Consider the following 26,421-nt stretch of genomic DNA (forward strand, 5'->3'; position numbering starts at 1 on the left):
GCGGGAGCCCGCTCCCCGACGACGAACCGCCCAGCGAGGTTTCCATGAGCAGTCCCAGCAGCGCCCGGACCGCGTCGCCGCCGCGGCCGGTGCCCGCGGTCACCCCCCGCGTCTCCCCCGCCGGCCGGCCTCGGCGCGGCACCGGTCGCCGTACCGCGTTGACCGCGTCGGGTTTCCTGGCACCGTTCGCGGTGCTCTTCCTGACCATGATGGTCGCGCCGATCTGTTACGCCGTCTACCAGAGCTTCTTCACCGTCCACCGCGCGGGGCTGTTCGGCGGTACGCAGTCCACGGAGTTCGCGGGACTGTCCAACTACGCCGATGCCTTCGGCGACCACGACTTCATCGCGTCGATCGTCCGGGTCGTACTGCTGGGCTGCGTCCAGGTGCCGGTGATGCTCGGCCTGGCCCTCCTTCTCGCACTCCTGCTGGACTCCCGCTCGGCCCGGCTGCGGAAGACCTTCCGGCTCGCGTTCTTCCTGCCCTACGCGCTGCCGGGCGCGATCGCCGCGGTGATGTGGTCCTTCCTCCTGGCGAAGAGCCTGTCGCCGTTCACCGGGCCGCTGTCCCGCATCGGGATCGACGTCGACTTCCTGTCGCCGTCGTGGGTACCGGTCTCGATCGGGAACATGATCACGTGGGGCTGGACCGGCTACAACATGCTGATCATCTATTCCGCGTTGCAGACGCTCCCCGCCGAGGTGATGGAGGCCGCCGCGCTCGACGGCTGCACCGGATGGCGCCTGGCGTGGGCGGTGAAGATCCCGCTGGTGCGTCCCGCGCTGGTGCTGACCACGGTCTTCTCCATCATCGGGACGGCGCAGCTGTACACCGAGCCGGCGGTGCTGGTCGGCGCGCGCGTCCCGGGCGTCTCGCCGACGTTCTCCCCGATCATGAACACCACCCTGGGCATGGACATGGGCAACCAGAACCTGGCCGCCGCCCAGTCCGTCGTACTCGCGCTGCTCACCCTCGTGCTCTCGTTCGGATTCCTCAAGTACACCCAGCGCAAGGGAGCGACGGCATGAGCGTGACCCGGGCCAGCCGACCGATCCGACCGGCCCCGCGCGGCACCGAGATCGCGAGCAAGGTCGCCGTCAACGGCGTGCTGGGCCTGATGGCCGTGTACACGCTGATCCCGCTGTGGTGGCTGTTCGTCTCCGCGACCAAGGGCTCGGGCTATCTCTACACCGGTGCGCCGCTGTGGTTCTCCCATTTCGACCTGGTCGCCAACGTCAGAACCGTGTTCAGCTTCGAGGGCGGCATCTTCTCCACCTGGCTCGCCAACAGCGCGCTGTACAGCCTCGTCGGTGCGACCGTCAGCACCCTGCTGTCCGCGATGGCCGGCTACGCGCTGTCCAAGTTCAGCTTCCGCGGCCGGGAAAGCGTGTTCAACGTCATCCTCGCCTCGGTTCTCATCCCGGCGCCGATGTTCGCGCTGCCGTTGTTCCTGCTCATGGCCAAGCTCGACCTCACCAACTCCTACTGGTCGGTGCTGCTGCCCAGCTGTGTCAGTCCGTTCGGCGTCTATCTCTGCCGGATCTTCGCCGCGGCGTCCGTCCCGGACGAGCTGCTGGAGGCCGCACGGCTGGACGGAGCAGGCGAACAGCGCACCTTCTTCCAGGTCGCCCTGCCGCTGATGGCCCCCGCACTGGTGACCGTCTTCCTGTTCCAGTTCGTCGGCATCTGGAACAACTACCTGCTGCCCTCGCTCATGCTCAACTCCTCCTCACTCCAGCCCGTCACGGTGGGCCTGGTGCAGTGGCGCTCGGAGTTCGCCAACGGCGTGCCGCCGCTGCTGTCGATCACCGGTGCGGCGCTCTCGCTGGTCCCGCTGCTCATCGCCTTCATCAGCCTCCAGCGCTACTGGCGAAAGGGCCTGACCGCAGGCTCCCTCAAGTAACGCGTCCGCTGCCCGTGCAGTCGAACCCGCGGCGAAGCCGCACCGGAGCGTTCCGGTACGGCTTCGCCGCACCCCAGTCGATCAGGGCCGGCAGGACGGCCGGACGCTGAGCAGTTCGGTCCTCAGCGCGGGCGTGCCGTCGACAGGCGCGGGGTCCTGGCCGGTCGGCTCGATTCCGCCGGCAGCGATCTTGTCGAGCGTCTTCAGGCCGACGGCACCGACCGTGCCGAACACCGTGTAGTTCGGTCGCAGCGCGGAGTCGCCGTAGACGACGAAGAACTGCGAGCCGTTCGTGTTCGGCCCGGCGTTGGCCATCGCCAGCAGACCGCGCCCGTAGAGGCGACGGGTGCCGGTCGGATCGGTCGGTGCCGGCGGCAGGTCCACCGGCAGCTCGTCCTTGTACGCGTACCCCGGCCCACCCTCGCCGGTGCCGGTCGGATCGCCGCACTGGAGGACCTTCAGCGTCGGATACGCCGTCAGCCGATGGCACACCGTACGGTCGAAGAACCGGTGCCGCGCCAGGTGCAGAAAGCTCTGGACCGTGCACGGCGCCTTCGCCCGGTCCAGACGCAGCGGGAGCGGTCCCTGGCTGGTCCGGACAGCCACACCGACAGTGCCGCGGCTGGGGGTGTGCCCCGGGTCGGGCGGCAGGGGAACCGGCCGCGCCGCCGGCTCGTCCGGTGTCTCGGTGTACTGGCAAGGACCGTGCGTGGTTCGCGGCGGGGCATCGGAAGCGTAGGCGGTTGTGCCACCCCCGGACACGACCAACGCTGCTGCCGCCAGTGCGGTCGTGAGAGCTCGGTTCATCCTGCACACCCTCCAGAACATCGTCAGATCTCGGAGCGGTCGCAGTCTAGAGCGCGTCCCGGCGGCCGAGCACCCGTCCGCAAGCCACATCCGCTGCCGGCCTTGGGCTCGGCGCAGGGCACTTCGTTCGGATGCGGCACAACCCACTGTCAGGCGGTGGAGGGGAGAGCCGCCTGATCTCCGGCACGGCCCGTGGCCAGGGCCGGGCCGTCGACGCCGATGCCGGGGCGGTCCGCTGTGGGGGGGGTCGACAGCCGGCCGTACGAGGACTTGACCAGGACCGTCGGCGGCGTGTTCAGCCGCCGTCCAGGCGCCGTCGGTCGTCCTCGTCCCACTTCCGGGTGTCGCGGGGCTGGGTGTAGGGCTCGGTGTCGGGCGGGAGGCCGCCCGCGATGGCCCGCTGGCGGACGGTCTCCGCGTCGAACTCCAGGCCCAGCAGGATGGCCAGGTTGGTGATCCACAGCCACACGAGGAAGACGATGACGCCGGCCATGGTGCCGTAGGTCTTGTTGTAGGAGGCGAAGTTCGCGACGTAGAACGCGAACCCGGCCGAGGCGATCATCCAGATGACCAGGGCGAGCAGGCTGCCGGGCGTGATCCATTTGAAGCCCTTCACCTTGGCGTTCGGGCTCGCCCAGTACAGGATGGCGATCATGACGGTGACCAGGATGATCAGGACCGGCCACTTGGCGATCGACCACGCAGTCAGCGCCGCGTCACCGACACCCAGCGCGGCTCCTGCGCGGCGGGCGAGGCCGCCGGTGAACACCACGATCAGCGCGCTGGCCACCGCCAGCACCATCAGAACGATGGTCACGCCCAGCCGTACGGGAAGGATCTTCCACACCGGGCGGCCTTCCGGCATGTCGTAGACGGCGTTGGACGCGCGGATGAACGCGGCCACGTATCCGGAGGCCGACCACACCGCCAGTACGATGCCGACGACCGCCATGACGGAGCCGACCCCCGCGTTGTTCTGCAACTGCTCCACGGCCCGGGTGATGATGTCCCTGGCGGAGCCGGGGGCGAGCTTTCTGACGTTGGCCAGCAGGGCATCGGTCGTCGACCTGCCGGTGAGGCCCAGAAGTGACACCAGCACCAGCAGCGCCGGGAACAGCGCCAGCACGCCGTAGTACGTCAGGGCGGCGGCGCGGTCGGTCAGCTCGTCGTCCTTGAACTCCCGCAGCGCCCCCTTGAGCACACCGCGCCATGCGCCCTTGGGCAGCTTGGTCGGCGTATCGGGTGCCCGGCGCTCCACCTCGGGCGCGGGTCCGGCCTCCTCGGGCGCCACCCGGCGAGCCTGCGACTCGTCGCGGCTGTGGTGCGCTTCCCGCCCTGGAAGATGCAACTTCGCCATACCCGTCGGGTAACCCTCACGGCGCCGTCTACGCCCCCGGTCATTCCACAGGGATACGGAATTCGAATTCGGGACGGTCCCACGGTACGGCGGGCGGGTTCGCGGGCGCGGTGCCGGTCCGCACCGCGCCGATGCGGTGGTAGAAATCCGCGGCGGGGAGATGCGACACGACCCTGACCCGGTCGAGCCCGGCGGCGCGGGCCTCGGCCTGCATGTGCGCGACGAGCAGCCGGCCGATGCCCCGTCCTTGCGCCTCGTCGGCGACGAACAACAGGTCCAGCTCCGGTGGAGCGAGGACGAGCGAGTAGAACCCGAGAACCCGGCCTCCCTGCTCGTCGGCGCCGACGGCCACGAAGGTGCGGTGGGCCTCGATGTAGTCGGGACCGACCCGGTAGCCCGCGACTGCGGACGCGTACATGCCCTCGTAGGCCCCTGAGCCGCGCACGAGCCGCGTGAGCCGTTTGGCGTCCCCTGCGACGGCCCTCCGTATGGTGACCGGCTGACTCGACCGGGACGTGCGTGAACCCATCGGGAGAGTATCCCGCACCGGGAGGAGCCTTCGTACGGCGGGGCGGCTGCGCGGGCCCCCACCGCGACGGCGATCACACCCCGGGCAGCCGACTCCGCTGGAGGGCGGCGATCCGGCCCATGCGGGTGATCGCCTCGGTGAGGACGGACCGGGAGGTGGCGAAGTTCAGGCGGACGTGCCCGGCTCCCCCGCTTCCGAAGATATGACCGGAGGAGAGTGCCACCCTGGCGTGCTTCAGGAAGAGCTGGGCGGGGCCGACCAGGTCGGTGATGACGGCGAGGCCCGTGCTTCCCTCCTCCGGGTCGACGCCGAGGCACCGGCAGTCGAGCCAGGCCAGATAGGTCGCCTCCGGCCGGGCGTAGCCGATCCCGGGCAGGTGTTCGGCGACGAGCCGGCCGAGCAGGGCCCGGTTGGCGTCGAGCCCTGCCAGCAGTGCGTCGAGCCACTCCTCCCCGTGGCGGTAGGCCGCCGTGTGGGCGATGACGCCCAGGTGGCTGGCACCGTGGTGGACCTCCTCCGGGATCCGGCGCAGATCGGCCGCCGCCTCGGGCCCGGCGAGGGCGAGGGCCGCCTTGATCCCGGCGAGGTTCCAGCCCTTGCTCGCCGACATGAGCGAGAAGGCGTCCTCGGCCCCGGGCACGCTCAGGTACGGCGTGAACCCGGCGCCCGGCAGCACGAGCGGAGCATGGATCTCGTCGGCGACGACACGGACCCCGTACCTGCGCGCCAACGCCGCCACGGCCGCCAGCTCCGCGGAGGTGTGCACCGTGCCGGTGGGGTTGTGCGGGCTGCTGAGAAGGTAGGCGATCCCGCCGTCGCCGCTCTCCTGCCGGGTACGCCGGAAGGTCTCCTCCAGCGTGTCCAGGGCGATCCGCAGATCCGGTCCGAGCGGCGCCTCCACGATCCGGCGGCCGTCATGCGCGAGGAAGGCGTAAAAGGGCGCGTAGACAGGGGAGTTGACGACAACCGGGTCGCCGGGGCCGGTGACCAGTCGCAGCACCTGGACCGCGCCCGTCATCACGTCCGGCACCACCGTGTGGCGGTCGACCGCCACCCCGTCCCACTGCCAGCGCCGTGCGGCGAAGCCGGCCAGCGCCTCGGCGAACTCGGTCCCGGCGGGGTACCCGGTGTCACCGGCGTCGACGGCCTCGCGCAACGCGTCGGCGACCGGCGCCGCCAGCGGGACGTCCATCTCCGCCACCCACAGGGGCAGGACGTCCGCCGGATGGGTGCGCCACTTCATGCTCGTACGCCGACGGAGCTGCTCCAGCGAAAGCTCCTCGAGAGGGTTCCCGCACGCTCCGGCCCCGGCGCCCGGACAACGGTGCCCATCGGTGGTCACCCTCAGCATTGGACCGCCGTCCCCATCCCGGCGCAAGCGGCGAGCGGCTGAGCGGCGAGGTCAGAGGTCGTCCGGGGTGCCGAGGCCGGTCAGGGCGCCGACCGGGTCGGGGTCGGGGGTGCCGCGGGGCCACCAGTCGTCCTGGCCCGGTTCCGACTCGTAGGCGTACCAGAGGCCGTCGCGGCCGAGTCTGAGCTGGAGCCGGCCGCGCGGATGCGTGAGGCGGTTGCGCCACGGGCGGAACGCCGGGAAGTCGGCGGCGAGCAGCAACGGGCGGGCCCGGTCGAAGCGGCCGGCCGGCGGGTCCCAGGGCTCCTCCAGCACGGCCAGCCCCTCGATGCCGCCCTGCCGCCACGCGGCGACCGCCCGCGCGAGGTCGGCCGGGGTGCGGCCGACCGCGGTGGCCAGGGTGGCGTACAGCGTGCGGGTGGCGGCGGTCAGGCCGGAGCCGGGGCGGGCGGCGGCGAGCCGCACCGCGTCCTGCCACAGGGTCAGTCCGCCGACCGGGTCGCATCCGGTGGCGAGCAGGGCATGGGCGCGGGCGGCGGCGTCGGTGGCCAGCTGGTCCAGCGCCAGGGGGTCCGGGCCGCCGGGCGCCGCCGGATACACCGGGGGCTGCTCGGGGTGCGGCGGCAGCGGCAACGGCGATGGCAGCGGCGGGAGTTCACGCGCGGCCAGGGCCTCCGACGCCCGTACGCCGGGCAGCGGCCGCGGCTGCCGTTCCTGGGCGGCGCGGGCCGCGCGGGCGGCGCTGCGCCGGGAGAGCGCGTCGAGCAGCTCCTGCTCGCCGCGGCCGCGCAGCAGGAGCAGGACGAACGGGTCGGCGTCGAGCAGCCGCGCGGTCTGGTAGCACAGCGCCGCCGCGTGCTTGCAGGGGTGACCCGAGTCGGGGCAGCTGCACCGCGGGGCGATGTCGCCGGGGCCGGGCAGCAGCGGCACCCCGCAGTCGGCGAGGGACTGGGGCAGCTCCTTGTCGAGGAGCGCCGCGATGTGCCCCGGCCGGTCGGCGGCCGTGTCCAGGAACCGCGCCCAGTCCGCGTCCTCCAGGGTGCGGATCCGCAGCTGCACCCGGTAGGGGCGGGGCCGGCTCCCGCGGACGTACGCGAGGACCAGTCCGGGTGTCACGGTGATCGCGTCCACCAGGCCCTGGTCGGCGTAACCGCGTCCGCGGGCGATCCGCTTGGGGTCCAGCGCGCCCCGCTCCAGCGCGGTGGTCCAGGCACGCCCCCACCAGGTCGCGGCGAACGGCCGCTCCTCCGCCCCGGCCGCGCGCGGCGGAAACGCCGGGAAGGTACGGCGCAGTTCGGTGTCGCGACGAGGGCTGGCCATGGTGGGTGGTACGGCGGGAGTGGTGTCGGTCTCGCCGGTGGGCCCGGTGGCGGTGTCGGTGGCGGTGTCGGTGCCGTTGTCGGGGGGCGTGCGGGTGTCGCCGTGGTCCGTCGCCGGCTCCGTGCCCGTCGTCTCGTCGGAGGTCTCGTCGGGGGTCTCGGCCCAGGCGGGCATGCGGAAGGCGGTCGCCAGGTACTGCCGCATCTCCTGGGCGGCCTTGACCCGGGCGGTACCGGAGTCCGGCCCGGACACGGGCGCGCTGCGCGGTGCGTCGACACCGGGACGCGCGGCTGTACGACCGCGCCGCCGGGGCTCCGTCGCCTCGGCCAGCGCCGCCTCCCGCCGCGCGGCACGCAGCGCCTCCCGAGCGACATCCCCGGGCCGCCCAGTCTGCGCAGGCTGCCCGCTCGACGTGGCCCCAGCGGACCGCCCGGCCGACGCCAGGGCAGCGGACGGCGCGCCCGACTGGGCGGCATCGGAGCGTCCGGCCACGGCAGCGGCATCGGCATCGGCATCGGCGCCCGAGCGCGGTGCCGGCGGTGTGGCCTCGCCGCGGCCTTCCTCGGTCGCCGGGGCAGCGACATCGGCCGCCGGAACGTAGGCGTACGGCGACGGGGCGGACGCGTCCGCCGACGCGACCGAACCATCCGCCGCCGGATCAGCTGCACCCGCCGACGCGACCGAACCATCCGCCGCCGAAACAGCAGCATCCACCGACGCGATGGAAGCATCCGCCGCCGAAACAGCAGCATCCACCGACGCGACCGAACCATCCGCCGCCGAAACAGCTGCACCCGCCGACGCGACCGAACCATCCGCCGCCGAAACAGCAGCATCCACCGACGCGATGGAAGCATCCGCCGCCGGAACCGATGGATCCGCCGCCGATGCTTCCGCGCTTCGCACACGCGCGTCCGCCCGCGGCGCAAGGCCCCCCGTCACCGATGCCGCAACCTCTGCCAGCGCTGCCAGTCCGCCATCCGCCCGCGCCGGGGGCTCCCCCGCCGCTCGCAGGGCCGCTCGTGCCGCGTCGGCGGGTCGGCTGGGCTGGGCGGCGGGTCGGCTGGGCTGGGCGGCGGGGCCGGGGGCCGCTCCGGTGGCGGCCGGGGCCGGGTCCTGCGCCGGCTGCTCCGGTGCGACGGAGGCCGCCTTCCGGCGGGCCGCCCGGAGCGCCTCGCGGGCGGCGTCGGCGGGGCGGGGCCGGGTGGGTTCGCCGCCGGTGCCCGTGCCCGTGCCCATGCCCGTGCCCGTCATGACGTCCTCCGCAGCGAGACGAGGTCGGACAGCTCGCGGTCGGTCAGTTCGGTGAGGGCCGCCTCGCCGGAGCCGAGGACGGCGTCGGCCAGGGCGCGCTTGGCGGTGAGCATCTCGGCGATGCGGTCCTCGACCGTGCCCTCGGTGACCAGGCGGTGGACCTGGACGGGCTGGGTCTGTCCGATGCGGTAGGCGCGGTCGGTGGCCTGTTCCTCCACGGCCGGGTTCCACCAGCGGTCGAAGTGGATGACATGGCCGGCCCGGGTGAGGTTCAGCCCGGTGCCGGCCGCCTTCAGGGACAGCACCAGGACCGGGGTCTCGCCGTTCTGGAAGCGGTCGACCATGCGCTCGCGCTCCGGCACCGGTGTGCCGCCGTGCAGCAGGTCGACGGGTACCGCGCGGGCAGACAGATGGGCGGTGATGAGGCGGGCCATGCCGACGTACTGGGTGAAGACGAGCGCCGAGCCGTCCTCGGAGAGCACCGTGTCCAGCAGCTCGTCCAGCAGGGCGAGTTTGCCGGAGCGGTGGACCAGGCGCCCGGCCGGGGCCTCCTCCTTGAGGTAGAGCGCGGGGTGGTCGCAGATCTGCTTCAGCGCGCCGAGCAGCTTCAGGACCAGCCCGCGGCGGGCGATGCCCTCGGCGGTCTCGATGGCGAGCATCGACTCGCGCACCACCGCCTCGTAGAGAGCCGCCTGTTCGCGGGTGAGCGGGACCGGGTGGTCCGTCTCGGTCTTGGGCGGCAGCTCGGGCACGATGCCGGGGTCGGACTTCTTGCGGCGCAGCAGGAAGGGGCGAACCAGGCGGGCGAGGCGCTCGACCGCCTCCGGGTCCTCGCCGGTCTCCACCGCGCGGGCGTGCCGGGCGCGGAAGGACTGGAGCGGGCCGAGCAGTCCGGGGGTGGTCCAGTCGAGCAGGGCCCACAGTTCGGAGAGGTTGTTCTCCACGGGAGTGCCGGTCAGTGCCACGCGCGCGGGTGCCGGGATGGTGCGCAGCGCCTTGGCGGTGGCCGAGTAGGGGTTCTTCACGTGCTGTGCCTCGTCGGCGACGATCATGCCCCAGGGCTGTGCGGCCAGTCGGTCGGCGGTGGAGCGCAGGGTGCCGTAGGTGGTGAGGACGAAGCCGCCGTCGAGGCCGTCCAGGGTGCGGTCCGGGCCGTGGAAGCGGCGCACGGGGACGCCGGGCGCGAACCGGGTGATCTCGCGCTGCCAGTTGCCGAGCAGGGACGCCGGGCAGACGACCAGGGTGGGCTCGGTGCGGGCCCGGGTGAGGTGCAGGGCGATGAGGGTGACGGTCTTGCCGAGGCCCATGTCGTCGGCGAGGCAGCCGCCGAGGCCGAGGGAGGTCATCAGGTCGAGCCAGGCCAGGCCGCGCAGCTGGTAGTCGCGGAGGGTGGCGTCGAGGCCGGGCGGCGGGACGGCGGGGCGCAGTCCGGCGGTGAGGCGGTCGCGGAGGGCGGCGAGGGCGCCGACGGGGACGGCCTCGACCGTCTCGCCGTCGACCTCGGCGGTGCCGGTGAGCGCGACGGACAGGGCGTCGACGGGGTCGAGCAGACCCAGTTCGCGTTGCCGGGCCTTGCGCGCGAGGGCGGGGTCCACGAGCACCCAGCGGTCCCGCAGGCGGACGACGGGCCGGTGGGCCTCGGCGAGCGTGTCCATCTCGGTCTCGCTGAGCGGGTCGCCGCCGAGGGCGAGCTGCCAGCGGAACTGGAGCAGTTCCTCGCTCTCGAAGAAGCCGGTGCCGTCGGTGGCGGAGCCGGGTGCCGGGCGGACCACCGCGGCCGCGGTCAGGTCGCGGGCGAGGTCCCGGGGCCAGTGCACGGCGACCCCGGCGGCGGCCAGCCGGCCGGCCGCCGCCCCGAGCAGGTCGCCCACCTCCTCCTGGGACAGGGCGAGGACATCGGGCACGTCCTGCTCGGCGAGCCGCTCCAGCGGCGGCCAGACCCGGGCCGCGCGCCGCACGGCGAGGGCCGCGTCCACCCGGGCCCGGGGGCCGAAGGCGGTGTCGGCCTCGCCCGCCCACAGGGCCGCCGCGTCGGCCACCAGGGTGGGGTCGGCGAGGCTGTGCACCTGCACGATCGCCGCGCCCGCGTGCCGTACTCCGTCCTCCGCCCCGGTGTCGAAGACGTCGTACGCGGACAGGTCCAGGCGCAGGGAGACGCGGACGCCCGCGTCCATGCCGGCGGCGACCTCGGCGGCCCACGCGTGCGCGTGCGGCAGCGGCTGGGGCTCGCGGGCGGCGAAGGGCCGGCCGGCGGTGTGGGGGGCGGCCGGGGTGCGGGGCAGGGTGTCGGCCACCGCGTCCAGGAAGGCGCGGAGCAGGGCCTCCGGCTCGGGCAGCCGCAGCGGGCCGGGACCGGGCAGGGGCACGGCGTGGCCCTCGGGGGGCAGGGCCGCGGCGATGGCGCGCAGGTGGGCGAGGTCGGCGGGGTCGAGCGGGCCGGCCCGCCAGGCGTCGTGGCCGCTCGGGGTGAGGCCGGGCAGCAGCCGGCCGCGGGCGACCAGCCGCAGGGCGTGCAGCGTGGCGGCGCCCCAGCAGGCGGTGGCCGGGTGGGCGGCCGGGTCGCGCCGGGCGCCGACGAGCAGGGGCAGGGCGTCGGGGAGCGGCAGGGTCAGCGCGGGCACCTGCCGGCGGCGCACGGTGGCGCCCTGACGTCGTACGACGGTCAGCTCCTCGTGTCGTACGGCCGTGGCCGGCCCGGGGCCCGCGCCCTCGGTACCGCCCTCGGACAGGGGGTCGCCGGCGGGGTCCCAGAAGGCGACGCGGCCCTCGCGCGGGAGGGGCGCGGGCAGGTAGACGGAGGCGAGGCGCACCGGGACCGGGTGCCCGGTCCGCCGGGCCTCTGCCGTGCGCGCCGCCGCCGCGGCCGTGCCTGTGCTCATACGTTCTGCCACCTCCCGCCCGTGTGCCGGATCAGATGTCTTCGACTCTACGGGCGGGGTCTGACAACCGGCCCCGGGCACCCGGCCGGGCCGGCGGTCACGGCACGGTGCGGGAGACGACGTAGACCGTCGGGTACTCCGGGTCGGCCAGGTTCACGACGACGTCCTGGGTGGGCGCCGGGTTCTTCTGGGTGTGGGTGAGGCCCCACCAGGTGCCGGTGTCGGCGAAGGTCCAGCCGCTGACCTTCTGGTCGCGGTCGCTGATGGCGATGTCGCCCTTCTTCAGCTGGTCGCGGCGGACGCCCATGGACTCCAGGAAGACGTCCAGGCCGGCCGGGTTGGTGCGGAACTCCACATAGAGGCGGCTGGTCTTCCAGTTGTTGGTCTCGTAGGAGGCCACGTCGTCGGCGGGGTAGGGGACGGCCACCTGGTAGAGGCGGCGCTGCACCTTCGCGGGCATGCCCGGGGTCAGGCCCGTCGCCGTGTACTTGGCCTGCTTGTCCTTGCCGCTGTCCCGGCTGAGGTTGGCGGAGATCACCAGGTAGCGGGCGGGCACGCCGATCAGCAGCATGATGATCAGCAGGGTGAGCGCGCGGCGCCGGATCCGCCGGCCCGGGTTCTCGACGGGGCGGTGCGGTTCGTCCGGCGGGGCGGCCTGGCGGGGCAGGGACGCGATCATGCCATGTCCCGGTCGCGGCGGCCCTGGGTGTACCGCTCGTAGCGCTCGTACCGCTCCACCCGGCGCCGCTTGGCGCGGCGGAACCGGCGGGCGACCAACCGGGCCAGGTCGGCGGCGCCCACCATGCCGGCCTCGGGGCCGAGCTGGGCGCGGGTGATCCGGGCCTCGGGGCGGTAGCCGCGGCCGGTGAGATGGCGCTTGAAGGCGTCCCGGGCGGGGCCGATGAGCAGGTCGTCGGCGGCCGAGACGCCGCCGCCGATGACGAAGCAGGACGGGTCGAGCGCGGCGGCGAGGTTGGCGATGCCGACGCCGAGCCACTGGCCGATGTCCTGGAGCAGCTCCACGCACATCGCGTCGCCCTCGCGGGCCAGCTCGGTGATGATCGGGCCGGTGATGTCGCCGATGTTGCCCTTGACGTGCTCGATGATCCCGTAGGCGACCGGGGAGTCGGCGGCGGCCAGCTCCCTGGCCTCGCGGACGAGGGCGTTGCCGGAGCTGTACTGCTCCCAGCAGCCGCGGTTGCCGCACGGGCAGCGGTGGCCGCCGGGCACGACCTGCATATGGCCGAACTCCCCGGCGACGCCGTACTTGCCCCGCTTGACCTGGCCGTCCTCCAGGATGGCGCCGCCGATGCCGGTGCCGAGGGTGATCATGACGAGGTGGTCCTCGCCGCGGCCGGCGCCGAAGCGCCACTCCGCCCAGGCGGCCGTGTTGGCGTCGTTGTCCACGAGGACCGGCACGGAGAGCCGGCCGCTGAGGCGGTCGCGGAGGGGTTCGTTGCGCCAGGACAGGTGCGGGGCGAACAGGACGCGGTTGCGGTCGGCGTCGACCCAGCCGGCGGCGCCGATGCCCACCGCGTGCACGTCGTGCCGGTCGGACAGGTCGAGGACCAGTTCGACGATGGTGTCCTCGACGACCTTGGGGCTCTTGGACTTGTCCGGGGTCTCCGTGCGGAGCTTCTCCAGGATGTTGCCGTCGGCGTCCACGACGCCCGCCATGACCTTGGTGCCGCCGATGTCGATGCCGACCGTCGGCACCCGGGGTGCGGTCAGGTGGGAGCGGCGTTCCCTGGTGCCGACCGTGCGGAGCACGGGGGCCCGGCGGGAGCCGATGGGGGCGGTGAGGTCGCGGTAGGTGCTCATCGCTTGTCGATTGTGCCGCACGCGCGCGTGGGGTGCCGCGCGGGTAGGAGGCGGGGGCGCGGGAGCGTCGCCGGGCGCGGGGTGCGCCGTGGTGGCCCGTCCGGCCCCCTGCGCCCCTCAACCGCGCTGGAGTTCATGGACCAGAGCGTCCAGGTCGGCTCCGCCGGCCATCTGCTTCGTCAGCTCGTCGAGCGTGATCTCGTCCCGTGTGTAATTGCCCACCATCGTGCCCCTGCGCAGCAGCACGAACCGGTCCCCCACCAGGTATGCGTGGTGCGGGTTGTGGGTGATCAAGACAACACCCAGGCCTTCGTCGCGTGCTGCGGCCACATATTTGAGGACCACACCGGACTGCTTGACGCCCAGGGCCGCCGTCGGCTCGTCCAGGACGAGGACCTTCGCGCCGAAGTGGACGGCCCGGGCGATCGCCACGCACTGGCGCTCGCCGCCGGAGAGGGTGCCGATGGGCTGGTCGACGTCGCGCAGGTCGATGCCCATGCGGAGCAGTGCCTCGCGCGTGGTGCGGCGCATCAGGTCGGTGTCCAGGCGCTTGAAGGGGCCGGTGCCCTTGCGCGGCTCGGAGCCGAGGAAGAAGTTCCGCCAGACCGGCATCAGGGGGACCACGGCGAGGTCCTGGTAGACCGTGGCGATGCCGCGGTCCAGGGCCTCGCGCGGGGAGCCGAGGTGGGTCTCCTCGCCCTCGATGCGCAGGGTGCCGCCGTCGTGCCGGTGCAGGCCCGCGATCATCTTGATCAGGGTCGACTTGCCCGCGCCGTTGTCGCCCAGGACGCAGGTGATCTCTCCCGCGTGGACCTCCAGGGAGACGCCTTCCAGGGCGCGGACGGTGCCGTAGTGCTTGCTGACGTCGGTCAGCTCCACGAGTGTCACTTGCTCGCCTCCGCGCGCTTGCGGACCCAGACGTTCAGCAGGGTCGCGAGGAGCAGCATCGCTCCGAGGAAGAACTTGAACCAGTCGGGGTTCCACTCGGCGAAGACGATGCCCTTGCTCGTCATGCCGAAGAGCAGGGCGCCCACGGCGGAGCCGACCGCGCTGCCGTAGCCGCCGGTGATCAGACAGCCGCCGATGACGGCCGCGATGATGTAGATCAGCTCGTTGCCGACGCCCTCGCCGGACTGGACGGCGTCGAAGGAGAAGAGCAGGTGCTGGCCGGAGATCCAGGCGCCGAACGCGACGCCCATGTAGAGGCCGGTCTTGGTGCGGGCGACGGGGACGCCGACCGCGCGGGCCGCGTCCTCGTTGCCGCCGACGGCGAAGATCCAGTTGCCGGCGCGGGTGCGCAGCAGGATCCAGGAGCCGAGGGCGACCAGGCCCAGCCACCACAGGATGGTGACCTTGATGTCGACGCCGCCGACGGTGAGCGTCGAGGCGAAGACGGCGTGGGCGCTGGAGAAGCCCTCCATGTCGGCGATGGTCTTGGTGGAGACCGTGCCGTCGATCAGCTTGGTGAAGCCGAGGTTCATGCCGGTCAGCATCAGGAAGGTGCCCAGCGTGATGATGAAGCTGGGCAGCTTGGTGCGGCTGAGCATGAAGCCGTTGAAGGCGCCGATGGCGAGGGTGACCAGGAGGGAGACGCCGACGCCGACCCAGGTGTTGGCCGTCATCTGGTAGCTGAACATCGAGGAGACCAGCGCGGACGAGGTCACCAGGACGCCCGCCGACAGGTCGAACTCGCCGCCGATCATCAGCAGGGCCACGGGTACGGCCATGATCCCGATGGTGGAGGAGGCGTACAGGACCGTGCTGAGGCTGGCGGCGCGCAGGAAGCCGTCGGCGGCGCAGGCGAAGAAGACGAAGACCGCGAGGGCGCCGACCACCGAGCCCAGCTCCGGGCGGGAGAGCAGCCGGCGCGGCACGGAGGTGCGCAGCAGCCGTTCGTCCAGGATCTTGTCGTCGGTGGCCGCGCTCATCGGGTGCCCCGCTCGGTGTACTTCGCCAGCGTGGCGGCCTGGTCCTTGGTGATGATCTGCGGGCCGGTCAGCACCGGCTTGCCGCCGCCCAGGACGTCGCCGTTGTACTTGTAGGCCCACAGCAGGTCGACCGCCTCGTAGCCCTGGAGGTACGGCTGCTGGTCGACGGCGAAGCCGAGGGTGCCGTCCTGGAGGCCGGCCGCGACCTTGGCGTTGAGGTCGAAGGTGTCGATCTCGGCCTTGCTGCCGGCGTCGCCCTTGGCCTTCACGGCGGTGTCCGCGTAGGGCGCGCCGAGCGTGACGACGGCGTCGATGTCCTTGTCGGCCTGGAGCTTGGCCTCGACGGCGGACTGGACGTCGGGCATGTTGGTGCCGTTGACGTAGAGCTTCTGCAGGGTGCCGTGGAAGGTCTTGGCGACGCCGTCGCAGCGCTGCTCGTGGCCGACGTTGCCCTGCTCGTGCAGTACGCACAGGGCCTTCTTGCGGCCGCGCCGGTTCAGCTCGTCGCCGACGGCCTCGCCGGCCACGGTCTCGTCCTGGCCGATGTGGACGAGGGCGCCGAAGGCCTTGGACTCCTCGGATCCGGAGTTGACCGTGATCACCGGGATGCCGGCCTTCTCGGCGCGGGCGACGGCGGCCTTCATGGCGTCCGGCTTGGCGAGGGTGAGGATGATGCCGTCGACCTTCTTGTCGACCGCCGCGTCGACGAGCTGGGCCTGCTGCTGGGCGTCGTCGTCGTGCGAGTACAGGAAGTTGATGTTGTCCTTGACGGCGGCCTGCTTGGCGCCGCTCTGCACGATGTCCCAGAAGGTGTCGCCGTCTCCCGAGTGCGTGATCATCGCGAAGGTCCAGCGGGGGGTGTTCACCGCCGCCCGCCCCTGGGCCGCGGCCGCCTTGCGGGCGTCCTCCGCCCGCTTGCCGCCGGTGCTGCTGCACCCGGCCAGGGACACGGAGAGTGCCCCCGCCAGCGCTATGCCTACCCAGGTCCGAAACCGTGCCACGAGGCCGTGCCCTTCTTCCTGTGCTCTTGTTCTGCTCCGACGTGCGTGAGGGGCGGGCGATCTCACCGTCGGCACAGTCCGGCGGCGACCTCACCAGCCCCAAACACTTCAGTATCGAACACAGGGAACACCCATGACACGACCGGGTCGGCCCTCACCGGTCACATTGTCCGGACATTGGGACGAAGGCCGGGGCGGTCGTCAAGGGCGGACGAGCAGCTGGAACTCGAAGGAGTAGCGCGCGGGGCGGTAGATGTGGTCGCCGAACTCGACCGCGCGTCCGGTGTCGTCGAAGGTGGTGCGCTGCATGGTGAGCAGCGGGGCGCCCTCGGGTTCGGTGAGCCGCTCGGCCTCGGCGGCGGTGGCGCCGCGGGCGCCGATGGACTGGCGGGCGCTGTGCAGGGTGATGCCCGCCGAGCGCATCAGCCGGTACAGGCCGGTGGCCTCCAGCTGGTCGGTGTCCAGGTCGAGCAGCCCGGGCGGGAGATGGTTGACCAGGTAGGCCATGGGTTCGCCGTGCGCGAGGCGCAGCCGCTCGATGCGGTGCACATCGCTGCCCTCGGCGACGGCGAGGGCGGCGGCGACCGTGGCGGAGGCCGGGACGACGGTGTTGACCAGCACCTTGGTCGCGGGGCGCTGGCCGGCCGCCTCCAGGTCGTCGTAGAGGCTGCTCAGCTCCAGCGGGCGCTTGACCTGGCTGTGCACGACCTGTGTGCCCACGCCCCGGCGGCGCACGAGGAGTCCCTTGTCGACGAGCGACTGGATGGCCTGGCGGACGGTCGGCCGGGACAGGCCGAGCCGGGCGGCCAGCTCGATCTCGTTGCCCAGCAGGCTGCCCGGGGTGAGGCTGCCGTGCTCGATGGCGGCCTCCAGCTGCTGGGAGAGCTGGAAGTACAGGGGCACCGGGGAGCTTCGGTCCACGCGGAGGTCGAGCGACACGGTCGGGTCCACATCTGGTTTCGGCACGGGGCCGAGCGTAACCCCGTGCATGGTTGACGGGAAGTTGTGAAGTCCGATTGTCCGGACATTTGCATTGACAGGGTACGGGGTTCGCCCTCACTTTGTTTCCATGCGCATCGGGGTCATCGGTACGGGCCGCATCGGCACCCTTCACGCCAGGACGCTCAGCCGTCACCGCGAGGTCGGGTCCCTGATCCTCACGGACGCGGATCCGGTGCGGGCGCAAGCGCTGGCGCACCGGCTGGGCGAGACCGCGGCGCCGGGGGTGGACGAGATCTACCGGTGGGGCGTGGACGCCGTGGTGATCACCACGGCGACGGCGGCCCACGCCGAGCTGATCGGCCGGGCGGCCCGCTCCGGGCTGCCGGTCTTCTGCGAGAAGCCCATCGCGCTGGACCTGCCGGGCACCTTGCAGGCGCTGGCCGAGGTGGAGGCGGCCGGGACGGTCCTTCAGATGGGCTTCCAGCGACGGTTCGACGCCGGGTACACCGGGGCGCGCGAGGCCGTGCGCGACGGACGGCTCGGCCGGCTGCACACCGTCCGGGTCATGAGCTGCGACCAGACCCCGCCGCCGGCCGAGTGGCTGGCGGTGTCCGGCGGGCTGTTCCGGGACACGCTGATCCAGGACGCCGATGTGCTGCGGTGGGTGACCGGCCGCGAGGTGACCGAGGTGTACGCCACCGGCTCGGACGGCGGCCTGCCGCTGTTCCAGGACACCGGAGACGTCGCCACCGGCGCGGCGCTGCTCACGCTGGACGACGGCACCCTGGCCACGGCGACGGCGACCCGGCTGAACGGCGCCGGCTACGACGTCCGCATGGAGCTGGCCGGGGAGCGGGACACGGTCGTGGTCGGGCTGGACGACCGTACGCCGCTCGCCTCCACCGAGCCGACCGGGCCGCCGCCCGCGGACAAGCCGTGGACCGGCTTCCTGGAGCGGTTCGGGCACGCCTACGAGGCCGAGCTGAACGCGTTCGTCGATGTGGTGCGCGGCGAGCGGCCCAATCCGTGCGACGGCCGGGAGGCCTTGCAGGCGCTGCGGATCGCCGAGGCCTGCGAGGTCTCCCGGCGGGAACGGCGCCCGGTGCCGCTCACGGAGATCCCGGACCGTCCGCGGCCGTCGTACGGCTGATCCCGCCCACGGAGATCTCCCACCGGGCGCGGCCGGGCATACGACCGACCCCGCGCACGGAAATCCCGGACCCGGGCACAACCGTCGTACGACCGACCCCGCGCACGGAGATCCCGGACCGGGCGCAGCCGGGCATACGGCCGACCCCGCTCAGGGAGCTGCCGGACCCGGGCGCGGCCGTGGTACGACCGCCCGCCCGGCCCCGCTCACCAGCGCACCGGCAGGCTGCGCACCCCCCGCATCAGCAGGCCCGGCAGCCACTCGCCCGGCGCGCCGTCCAGGGTCAGGCCGGGGGCGCGCTCCAGGAGGCTGCCGATCGCGATCCGGCCCTCCAGCCGGGCCAGCGGTGCGCCCAGGCAGAAGTGGATGCCATGGCCGAAGGCGAGGTGGCCGCGGCTGTCGCGGCGGATGTCGAAGCGGTCCGGCTCGGCGAACCGGGCGCCGTCGCGCTGGGCGGCGGTGAGGCCGATCATCACGTGCTCATTGCGGCCGATGGGGACGCCGCCGATCTCCAGGGGCTCGGCCGCGAACCGGAAGGTGGCGGTGTGCACCGGCCCTTCGTAGCGCAGCATCTCCTCGATCGCGCCGTCCAGCAGGCCCCTGTCGGCGCGCAGGGCGGCGAGTTGGTCGGGGTGGCTGAGCAGGGCGAGGACGCCGTTGCCGATGAGGTTGACGGTGGTCTCGTGGCCCGCGATCAGCAACAGGAAGGCCATGCCGCGCAGTTCCGAGGCAGAGAGCCGGTCGCCGTCCTCGGCGGTGGTGCGGATGAGATCGCCGAGCAGGTCGTCGGAGGGACCGCCGGCGCTCTTGTCCTCGATCAGGCCGGTGAGGAACTCGCCGAGGCGCGCGATGGCCGCCTGCTCGCTCTCCGGGCTGGTCGGCGCGACCGTCTCCGTCGAGAGCTTGCGGAACTCCTCGCGGTCGATCTCGGGCACGCCGAGCAGTTCGCAGATGACGGTGATGGGCAGCGGGTAGGCCAGGGAACCGATGAGGTCCCCGCGGCCGGCCGGGAGCATCTCGTCCAGCAGGTCGTCGGTGATGCGCTGGATGCGCGGGCGCAGTTGCTCGATCCGGCGCGCGGTGAACGCGCGCGAAACCAGCGAGCGCAGCCGGGTGTGCTGCGGCGGGTCGGTGATGAGCATGTGCCGGCCGACCATGTCCGTGTCGACGATGGACACGCCGATCTTGCTGGGATCCTTGCCCAGGCGGGGGTCGGCGAGCGCGGCGCGGGCCTCCTCGTAACCGACGACGAGCCAGGCCGTGTAGCCCTCTTCCGCGCCCGGGGGCCGCACCCGGTGGACCGGACCCCGCTCACGCAGCTGCGCGTACACCGTGTGCGGGTCGCTGAGCAGCGTGTCCCCGAACTCCCCCAGGTCGACGACTGGTTCCATGCTTGTGTTCCATCCTCCCGTTGAGGTCCCCCGAGGCCACGACAAGCACCCCGTGCACCGACAACGTACGGCACGCCGCTTCGGTGCCCGCCACCGCAGCTCGGGTTAACTTCCGGGAAACCCATGTGACTTGAAAGGAAACTCTTCAACTTTGTCGTTGACATGCCAACGTCTACGCGCGTCATCATGAGGGCATGAGATTCCCCCCACGCGCTTCGCGTATCGGCGCCGCAGCCGCGCTCCTGTCCGCCCTTCTCGTGGGCGGCACCGTCTCCGCCACCACGGCGGACGCCGCCACCTCGTCCGTCGGCAGCATCTGCTACAGCGCCCTGCCCTCGCAGGCCCACGACACCCTGGACCTGATCGACCAGGGCGGCCCCTTCCCGTACTCCCAGGACGGCACCGTCTTCTCCAACAAGGAAGGCGTCCTGCCCAGCGAGTCGTACGGCTACTACCACGAGTACACGGTCATCACCCCGGGCTCCCCCACCCGCGGCGCCCGCCGCATCGTCACCGGTAAGGACTACCAGGAGGACTACTACACCTCCGACCACTACGCGACGTTCAACCTGATCGACTTCGGCTGCTGACCCAGCGGCCCGCACCGCACCCGAAGGCCCGGCGATCTCTCGCCGGGCCTTCGGCCGTGCGCGGCCGGATGGTCGGCCGCCGGATCCACCGGGCCACTGGTTCAGGAGGTGCCGGTCACGCGCGGCGCCCCCACGCCGTCCCCAGCAGCACCAGGGCGCCTCCGGTGAGGCCGAGCAGGCCGGGCCGGTCGCCGCCCAGCGCGATGCCGGCCGCAGCGGCCCACAGCGGCTCGGTGCCGAGCAGCAGGCTGACCCGGGAGGGCGAGGTACGGCGTACGGCCCACATCTGGACGAAGAAGGCGAACAGCGTGCACAGGACGGACAGGAAGAGCAGCCCGGCCCACTGACCCGGGCCGAGGTCCGCCGCCGCGGTCCACGGCGCCGGGCCGCCGCCGACGGCCGTGAGCAGGGCGAAGACGAGGACGGCAGTGCCCAGCTGCACCGTGGTGAGCGGCAGCGCGGCGGCGCCCCGGACCGCCTTGAGCCGGGACATCGCGAGGACGTGCACCGTGCGCGCGAGGGCGGCCAGCAGCATCAGCAGGTCGCCGGTGCCCGGCCGGGTGAAACCGGCGCCCTGGGTGAGCAGCACCACGCCGAGCACCGACAGGGCGGCCGCGCCGAGGAAGGCCGGGGTGGGCCGGGTACGGGTGACGGCGGCCTCGGCGAGCGGGGTGAAGATCATGGTGAGGCTGATGACCAGGCCCGCGTTGGTGGCCGAGGTGTGCACCACCCCGTAGGTCTCCAGCAGGAAGATGCCGCTCAGCACCAGCCCGAGCAGGGCCGCTCCGCGCCACTGGGCGCCGGTGAGGGCACGCAGGGCGCGGCGGCCGGCGACGGCGAGGACCGGCACCGCGAGCGCGAACCGCAGCACCAGGACGGCGAGGACGGTACGGGCGGTGGTGATGTCCTTCGCCGCGAGGTAGCTGGCGCCCCAGCAGACCGCGACGAGCAGCAGGGGCAGGTCGGTCTGCCAGGTACGGCGCGGCGCGAGGACGGCGCCCGGTACGGCGGTCGTGGTGGACATGCGGCGGCTCTCCCGGTGTGAGGCACGGAGTGCAAAGACGCCGTCGGCTCGCACAGGGCGCGATCATGCTACTGGCGGGAGAGCGCCGCCCGCCCCTGGTATTTCCGCGGCCCCTCGCTGCTCAGAAGGAGCCGTACTCGGGCTCGCCCGCCACGTCGTACGACTGGATGGAGACGCCGGTACCGGTGATGCGGCCGCCGGTGCGCCGGAAGCGGGTGGGGACCGTGCCCTCCGGGAACGCGCGGCGGCCGGTGCCGAGGACGACCGGGAAGGTCATCAGGTGCAGGGTGTCCACGAGCCGGAGGTCCAGCAGGGACCGGACCAGGGCGCCGCTGCCGTGGACCTGGAGCTCGCCGTCGGTGCGCTCCTTGAGGGACTGGACCTCCTTGGCGAGGTCGCCGGAGACGACGGTGGTGCCGGACCAGCCGGGTGCCTGGAGGGTGCTGGAGACGACGTACTTCGGAAGTCCGTTGAGCCGGGAGGCGATCGGGTCGGTCGGGTCGGTCATCTTCGGCCAGTAGGAGGCGAAGATGTCGTACGTACGGCGGCCCAGCAGGAAGGCGCCGGCGCGGTCGAAGGACTCGGTGACGAAGCGGCCGAAGTCCTCGTCACCGAACGGGAAGCTCCAGCCGCCGTGGGTGAAGCCGCCGCTGGTGTCCTCCTGCGGGCCACCGGGGGCCTGGTAGACGCCGTCGAGGGTGACGAAGAGGGTGGAGACGAGCTTGCCCATGACGGGTGCCTTCTTCCGGGTGCGGGGTCTGTTCTGTCATCAGCTCAGACCCCGCGCGCACCCGCAACTCATCGGTTCAGCCCGCGTGAGTCGAGAAGAGTCCGCCGGTCGGGCCCTGCTTGTCGCCGCCCTGGGCCTTCTTCAGGGCGTTGGCGAGGCTCTCGATGGTCATCGACTGGAGGATCACCCGGCCGTTGCCCTCCAGGGTGGCCAGGGACAGGCCCTCGCCGCCGAAGACGGCGTTCATGATTCCCTGGCGGTTGAGGCCGCCGACGCGCTGGACGCCGTACTGGATGCCCTCCTCGAAGGCGACCACACAGCCGGTGTCGACCTCGATGCGGCCGCCGAAGTCCGCCGGGTTCAGGTCGATGAAGTTGCCCGCGCCGGCGATGATCACGGTGCCGTGCCCGGTGAACTTCTCCAGGATGAAGCCCTCGCCGCCGCTCATGCCGGTGCGGCCGCCGGCGAAGGCGATGCCGAACTCCACGCTGGACTCGGCGGCCACGAAGGCGTCCTTCTCGGCGAACCAGGCGCGGTGGCCGTCGAGTTCCAGGGCGCGCATCTCGCCGGGCAGCACGCCCGCGAAGCCGACCGTGCCCTGACCGCCCTGGGCGGTGAAGTACTGGAAGGCGAGCGACTCGCCGGCCAGCATGCGCTGACCGACCTGCATTGCGGTGCCCATGGCCTGGCGGAGCAGGCCGCCCATGCCGCCGCCCGAGCCGCCCTGTGCCTGCTGCCCGCCGTTGCCGGATGGGCTGGACAGACGCGTCTCCATGGTCACGTTCGTGGTCTTGAACAGGAACTTTCCGGCCTCGCAGTACACGGTCTGGCCGGGGTGCAGGTTGACGACCGCCATCTGCATGGCGTTGCCGACGATCTCTTGCTGAAGGGTCACACGGGGAGAACGCGGGAGGCGGGGCGGAGAGTTCCGCGCCCGGCCAGGTCGGTGTCCGTTCGCCGCCGGCGGGGCGGCGGCGGGGCGGCTGGGATGGGGGCATGACAGCAGAAGAAGCAGAGCGGGAAGCAGGCCGCGAGACGGGGCGGGGCGCGGGGGCCGCGCTGCACGGCAGGGTGGCGCTGGTGACCGGCGGCAGCCGGGGCATCGGCGCGGCGGTCGCGCTGCGGCTCGCGCGCGCGGGCGCGGACGTGGCGGTGACGTATGTGCAGGACGAACGGGCGGCCGCGGACGTGGTCCGGGCCGTGCGGGCGCTGGGGCGCGGGGCGGTGGCGCTGCGCGCCGACGCGGCGGACCCCGGGCAGGCGGCGGGCGCGGTGGAGCGCGCGGCCGCGGAGTACGGCCGGCTCGACGTGCTGGTGAACAACGCGGGCGTGGGGCTGCTGGGCCCGCTGGAGACGCTCACCCCGGCGGACGTCGACCGGGTCCTCGCGGTGAACGTGCGCGGTGTGTTCCTGACCGCGCAGGCTGCGGCCGCGCGGATGCCGTCCGGCGGCCGGATCGTCACGATCGGCAGCTGTGTGACCCAGCGGGTCCAGGGGCCGGGTGTGACGCTGTACGCGATGAGCAAGGCGGCGCTGACCGGGCTGAACAGGGGCCTGGCCCGGGAGCTGGGCGGGCGCGGGATCACGGCGAACCTGGTCCGTCCGGGGCCGGTCGACACGGACATGAACCCGGCGGACGGGCCGTACGCCGACGGCCAGCGGGAGCTGACCGCCCTGGGACGCTTCGGCACGGCCGACGAGGTCGCGTCGATGGTGGCCTACCTGGCGGGCCCGGAGGCAGCTTATGTGACGGGCGCGGAGTTCTCCGTCGACGGCGGTCACGCCGCCTGAGGCACACGTGGGGCGCACCGGTGCTGTCCAGGCCGGGTGCGCCCCACGCGCGCGCGTGGGGGCGGGTCAGCCGCCCAGCTCCTGGTGACGGGCGGTCAGCCGGGCGGCGCCGTCCTCGGTCAGGGAGCCGAACAGCCGCAGGCGGGAGATGCCGCCGTCGGGGAAGATGTCGATCCGCGCGTGCGTGCCGACGGCCGGGGCCGCGAGGACGAACCGGTGGTTGGTGTCGGGCTGGAGGCGGGTGCGCGGCAGGATCTCGGTCCAGTCGCCGTCCTCGCCGTCCCGTACGGACACCGACGCCCAGCCGGCGCTGTTGCCCTTGAGGTAGGCGGTGTCGATCTCGACCGCGCGGATCTGGGACTGCGCCACCAGCTGGTAGCGGATCCAGTCGTTGCCCTGGTCCCGGCGGCGGCGGGTCTCCCAGCCGTCGTCCATCTTGCGGGAGCGGCCCGGCTGGATGGTGTTGGTGGCCGGGGAGTAGAAGAGGTTGGAGGCGTCCTCGACCCGGCCGCCGTTCTCCAGCGCGACCACGTCGAAGGTGCCGAGCGCCGCCAGCCACCGCGGGTCCGGCACGACCTCGCCGTACACCCGCAGCCGGGCGATGCCGCCGTCGGGGTGCTGGTTGACGCGCAGGTGGGTGAAGCTCTGCTCGACGGAGACGGCGAAGCCGTTCGCCGCGTGGCCGCCGACCGCGGTGCGCGGGACGAGGGTCGTCCACTTCACGTCGTCGCCGAGCAGCTCCTCCGGGGACGGCGAGCCCGGTACGGACGCGCCTTCGACGGAGACCGCCTGCGGGTAGTTGCCGCGGAAGTGGGCGGTGTCGACGACGATCCCGCGGACGACGCCCGGCGCGCCGAGCCGGACCAGCGCCCAGTCGTGGTCCTCGGCGGTCGGCCACGGGTGCTCGGCGGAGACGCCGCGGCGGCGGCGGGTCTCCCAGCCGTCCATGATCTTGCCCTTGTGGCCGAAGTGCTCGGGGTCGAACTCGGCCGGCTCGGGGACCAGCAGGTTCTCCCGCTGGGCGAAGAACTCGTCGTTGGCGGCGATGACACCGGCGCCGAGCTGCCGGTCGGCGAGGTTGACGTACTGGGTGAAGGGGAAGCCGGCGGTGCGGTAGTCCGCGTACGGGTCGCCGCCTCCGTAGGGGTTCGCGTCGCCGGTGAAGCTTGGTATCGCCGTCACGGTGATCAGGGGGTCCTTTCGGGGAGTCGGCCGGTTGCGGATGCGGGGGTGGCTTACTGGGGCCGGGCGAGCAGGGTGCCCTTCGGCTCGGTGAACTCGCCGTCCACGACGATGCGTTCGCCGCGCAGCCAGGTGGACTTCACGACGCCGTACAGGGTCTTGCCGGCGTAGGCGGTGACCCGGTTGCGGTGCTGGAGGCCGGCCGGGTCGACGGTGAAGGTCTCGTCGGGGGCGAGGACGGCGAAGTCGGCGTCCCGGCCGGCCTCGATGGCGCCCTTGGCGTCCAGGCCGACGAGGGCGGCCGTCCGCGTGGACATCCAGCGGACGACGTCCTCCAGGCCGTACCCGCGTTCCCGGGCCGCGGTCCACACGGCGGACAGGCTCAGCTGGAGGCCGGAGATCCCGCCCCAGGCGGTGGCGAAGTCGGCGGTCTTCAGGTCGGCGGTGGAGGGCGAGTGGTCGGTGACCACGCAGTCGATGGTGCCGTCGGCGAGGGCCTCCCAGAGCAGGTCCTGGTTGGCGGCCTCGCGGATCGGCGGGCAGCACTTGAACTCGCTGGCCCCGTCGGGGACTTCCTCGGCGGTGAGGGTGAGGTAGTGCGGGCAGGTCTCCACGGTGATCCGCACCCCCTCCGCGCGGGCGGCGCGGATCAGCGGGAGGGCGTCGCTGGAGGACAGGTGCAGCACGTGCACACGCGCCCGGAGCCGGCGGGCCTGCGCGATCAGGGCGGCGATGGCCGTGTCCTCGGCGTCGCGCGGGCGGGAGGCGAGGAAGTCGGCGTACCGGGGGCCGCCGTGCTGCGGGGCCGCCGCCAGGTGGTGCGGGTCCTCGGCGTGCACGATCAGCAGGCCGTCGAAGCCGGCGATCTCCGCCAGGGACTGGGCGAGCTGGTCCTGGTCGAGGTGCGGGAACTCGTCCACGCCGGACGGCGACAGGAAGGCCTTGAAGCCGAAGACCCCGGCGTCGTGCAGCGGGCGCAGGTCCTTGACGTTGTCCGGCAGGGCGCCGCCCCAGAAGCCGACGTCGATGTGCGCCTTGTCCCGGGCCACGTCCTGCTTGATCCGCAGGTGCTCGACCGTGGTGGTCGGCGGCAGGGAGTTGAGCGGCATGTCGACCAGGGTGGTGATGCCGCCGGCCGCCGCCGCGCGGGTGGCGGTCCAGAAGCCCTCCCACTCGGTGCGGCCCGGGTCGTTCACATGGACATGGGTGTCGACCAGGCCGGGCAGCAGCACCTGGTCGCCGAGGTCCTCCAGGCGCGCCGTGGCGGGGACCTCGGCGTCGTACGGCAGTACGGCCGTGATCTTCCCGGCGGCCACGGTGACCGTGGCGGCCCGTGTCCCTTCCGGAGTGATGACGCGCGTCGAGCGCAGCACCAGTTCAGCCTCGGACACCCGAACCCCTCTCTGTACCGCCGTTTTACGCCCAGGAAAACGGGATTTACACCCACGTAACGGAATTCAACGTTCTGTTG

23 protein-coding genes are annotated in these 26,421 nt (G+C 72.8%); 5 read left to right on the top strand and 18 right to left on the bottom strand.

The genetic code is table 11. The features are described from left to right. Nucleotides 1-44 precede the first annotated feature (44 nt). Together ACFVIU_RS28410 and ACFVIU_RS28415 are read left to right on the top strand one after the other, a co-directional pair. Complete coding sequence (locus ACFVIU_RS28410; RefSeq protein ID WP_385845957.1) at nt 45-1,028, top strand: carbohydrate ABC transporter permease; 984 nt, start codon at nt 45-47, stop codon at nt 1,026-1,028. Further along, nucleotides 1,025-1,903: a carbohydrate ABC transporter permease gene (locus tag ACFVIU_RS28415; protein ID WP_385845958.1), complete on the top strand. Its 879-nt coding sequence runs from the start codon at nt 1,025-1,027 to the stop codon at nt 1,901-1,903. The genes ACFVIU_RS28410 and ACFVIU_RS28415 overlap by 4 nt, the downstream gene beginning before the upstream one ends. Before the next feature lie 81 nt (nt 1,904-1,984). Here ACFVIU_RS28415 and ACFVIU_RS28420 read toward each other — a convergent pair whose 3' ends face one another. The 12 genes from ACFVIU_RS28420 to ACFVIU_RS28475 form a co-directional block, all read right to left on the bottom strand. After that, nucleotides 1,985-2,509, bottom strand: a complete 525-nt coding sequence (locus tag ACFVIU_RS28420) for a peptidylprolyl isomerase (RefSeq protein ID WP_385845959.1) — start codon at nt 2,507-2,509, stop codon at nt 1,985-1,987. A gap of 496 nt (nt 2,510-3,005) precedes the next feature. Next, complete coding sequence (locus ACFVIU_RS28425) at nt 3,006-4,067, bottom strand: YihY/virulence factor BrkB family protein (RefSeq protein ID WP_385845960.1); 1,062 nt, start codon at nt 4,065-4,067, stop codon at nt 3,006-3,008. 40 nt (nt 4,068-4,107) lie between these two features. Then, nucleotides 4,108-4,596 carry a GNAT family N-acetyltransferase gene (locus tag ACFVIU_RS28430; protein WP_385845961.1) on the bottom strand — a complete coding sequence of 163 codons (489 nt, stop codon included), beginning with the start codon at nt 4,594-4,596 and terminating at the stop codon, nt 4,108-4,110. A 73-nt stretch (nt 4,597-4,669) separates the two neighbouring features. Further along, nucleotides 4,670-5,947 carry a MalY/PatB family protein gene (locus tag ACFVIU_RS28435; protein ID WP_385845962.1) on the bottom strand — a complete coding sequence of 426 codons (1,278 nt, stop codon included), beginning with the start codon at nt 5,945-5,947 and terminating at the stop codon, nt 4,670-4,672. A 51-nt stretch (nt 5,948-5,998) separates the two neighbouring features. Continuing rightward, entirely contained in the window at nt 5,999-7,981 is a 1,983-nt protein-coding gene (locus ACFVIU_RS28440) for an SWIM zinc finger family protein (protein WP_385845963.1), read from the bottom strand. Nucleotides 7,982-8,517: 536 nt separating this feature from the next. Next, nucleotides 8,518-11,400, bottom strand: coding sequence for an SNF2-related protein (locus tag ACFVIU_RS28445; RefSeq protein ID WP_385845964.1), 2,883 nt, complete (start codon nt 11,398-11,400; stop codon nt 8,518-8,520). Nucleotides 11,401-11,497: 97 nt separating this feature from the next. Further along, a complete protein-coding gene (locus ACFVIU_RS28450) occupies nt 11,498-12,079 on the bottom strand; it encodes a sugar kinase (RefSeq protein WP_385845965.1) in 582 nt (193 codons plus the stop codon). After that, a complete protein-coding gene (locus ACFVIU_RS28455; protein WP_385845966.1) occupies nt 12,076-13,221 on the bottom strand; it encodes an ROK family glucokinase in 1,146 nt (381 codons plus the stop codon). The genes ACFVIU_RS28450 and ACFVIU_RS28455 overlap by 4 nt, the downstream gene beginning before the upstream one ends. Nucleotides 13,222-13,338: 117 nt before the next feature. Further along, the gene (locus ACFVIU_RS28460) at nt 13,339-14,109 is read right to left on the bottom strand and encodes an ATP-binding cassette domain-containing protein (protein ID WP_385845967.1); all 771 of its coding nucleotides are present in this window, start codon (nt 14,107-14,109) and stop codon (nt 13,339-13,341) included. Beyond that, nucleotides 14,106-15,149 (bottom strand): ABC transporter permease, encoded by a 1,044-nt coding sequence (locus ACFVIU_RS28465; protein WP_385845968.1) that lies wholly within the window; start codon nt 15,147-15,149, stop codon nt 14,106-14,108. Before ACFVIU_RS28465 ends, ACFVIU_RS28460 begins: the two co-directional genes overlap by 4 nt. Continuing rightward, complete coding sequence (locus tag ACFVIU_RS28470; RefSeq protein ID WP_385845969.1) at nt 15,146-16,150, bottom strand: sugar ABC transporter substrate-binding protein; 1,005 nt, start codon at nt 16,148-16,150, stop codon at nt 15,146-15,148. Before ACFVIU_RS28470 ends, ACFVIU_RS28465 begins: the two co-directional genes overlap by 4 nt. Before the next feature lie 201 nt (nt 16,151-16,351). After that, on the bottom strand, nt 16,352-17,089 hold the full coding sequence (locus ACFVIU_RS28475) for a GntR family transcriptional regulator (RefSeq protein ID WP_385845990.1): 738 nt from the start codon (nt 17,087-17,089) through the stop codon (nt 16,352-16,354). A 130-nt stretch (nt 17,090-17,219) separates the two neighbouring features. On the opposite strand from ACFVIU_RS28475, the gene ACFVIU_RS28480 reads away from it, so the two are divergent. Then, the gene (locus ACFVIU_RS28480) at nt 17,220-18,242 is read left to right on the top strand and encodes a Gfo/Idh/MocA family oxidoreductase (RefSeq protein ID WP_385845970.1); all 1,023 of its coding nucleotides are present in this window, start codon (nt 17,220-17,222) and stop codon (nt 18,240-18,242) included. Between the two features lie 206 nt (nt 18,243-18,448). Here ACFVIU_RS28480 and ACFVIU_RS28485 read toward each other — a convergent pair whose 3' ends face one another. Beyond that, a complete protein-coding gene (locus ACFVIU_RS28485) occupies nt 18,449-19,633 on the bottom strand; it encodes a cytochrome P450 (RefSeq protein WP_385845971.1) in 1,185 nt (394 codons plus the stop codon). A 194-nt stretch (nt 19,634-19,827) separates the two neighbouring features. Between ACFVIU_RS28485 and ACFVIU_RS28490 the strand changes: the two genes are divergently transcribed. Then, entirely contained in the window at nt 19,828-20,223 is a 396-nt protein-coding gene (locus tag ACFVIU_RS28490; RefSeq protein ID WP_385845972.1) for a ribonuclease domain-containing protein, read from the top strand. 115 nt (nt 20,224-20,338) lie between these two features. Here ACFVIU_RS28490 and ACFVIU_RS28495 read toward each other — a convergent pair whose 3' ends face one another. From ACFVIU_RS28495 to ACFVIU_RS28505, 3 genes are all read right to left on the bottom strand, one after another. Next, nucleotides 20,339-21,247: a DMT family transporter gene (locus tag ACFVIU_RS28495; protein WP_385845973.1), complete on the bottom strand. Its 909-nt coding sequence runs from the start codon at nt 21,245-21,247 to the stop codon at nt 20,339-20,341. Nucleotides 21,248-21,368: 121 nt separating this feature from the next. Then, a complete protein-coding gene (locus ACFVIU_RS28500) occupies nt 21,369-21,977 on the bottom strand; it encodes a dihydrofolate reductase family protein (RefSeq protein WP_385845974.1) in 609 nt (202 codons plus the stop codon). Nucleotides 21,978-22,053: 76 nt separating this feature from the next. Then, nucleotides 22,054-22,872, bottom strand: coding sequence for an AIM24 family protein (locus ACFVIU_RS28505; protein WP_385845975.1), 819 nt, complete (start codon nt 22,870-22,872; stop codon nt 22,054-22,056). Between the two features lie 101 nt (nt 22,873-22,973). On the opposite strand from ACFVIU_RS28505, the gene ACFVIU_RS28510 reads away from it, so the two are divergent. Then, nucleotides 22,974-23,768 (top strand): SDR family oxidoreductase, encoded by a 795-nt coding sequence (locus ACFVIU_RS28510; RefSeq protein ID WP_385845976.1) that lies wholly within the window; start codon nt 22,974-22,976, stop codon nt 23,766-23,768. 66 nt (nt 23,769-23,834) lie between these two features. Here the strand turns inward: ACFVIU_RS28510 and alc are convergent, their stop codons facing one another. Next, nucleotides 23,835-24,950 carry an allantoicase gene (gene alc, locus ACFVIU_RS28515; protein ID WP_385845977.1) on the bottom strand — a complete coding sequence of 372 codons (1,116 nt, stop codon included), beginning with the start codon at nt 24,948-24,950 and terminating at the stop codon, nt 23,835-23,837. Between the two features lie 53 nt (nt 24,951-25,003). After that, a complete protein-coding gene (gene allB / locus ACFVIU_RS28520; RefSeq protein WP_385845978.1) occupies nt 25,004-26,341 on the bottom strand; it encodes an allantoinase AllB in 1,338 nt (445 codons plus the stop codon). Nucleotides 26,342-26,421: the final 80 nt, after the last annotated feature.

The sequence above is a fragment of the Streptomyces sp. NPDC127190 genome, assembly GCF_042672505.1.
GTDB lineage: Bacteria > Actinomycetota > Actinomycetes > Streptomycetales > Streptomycetaceae > Streptomyces.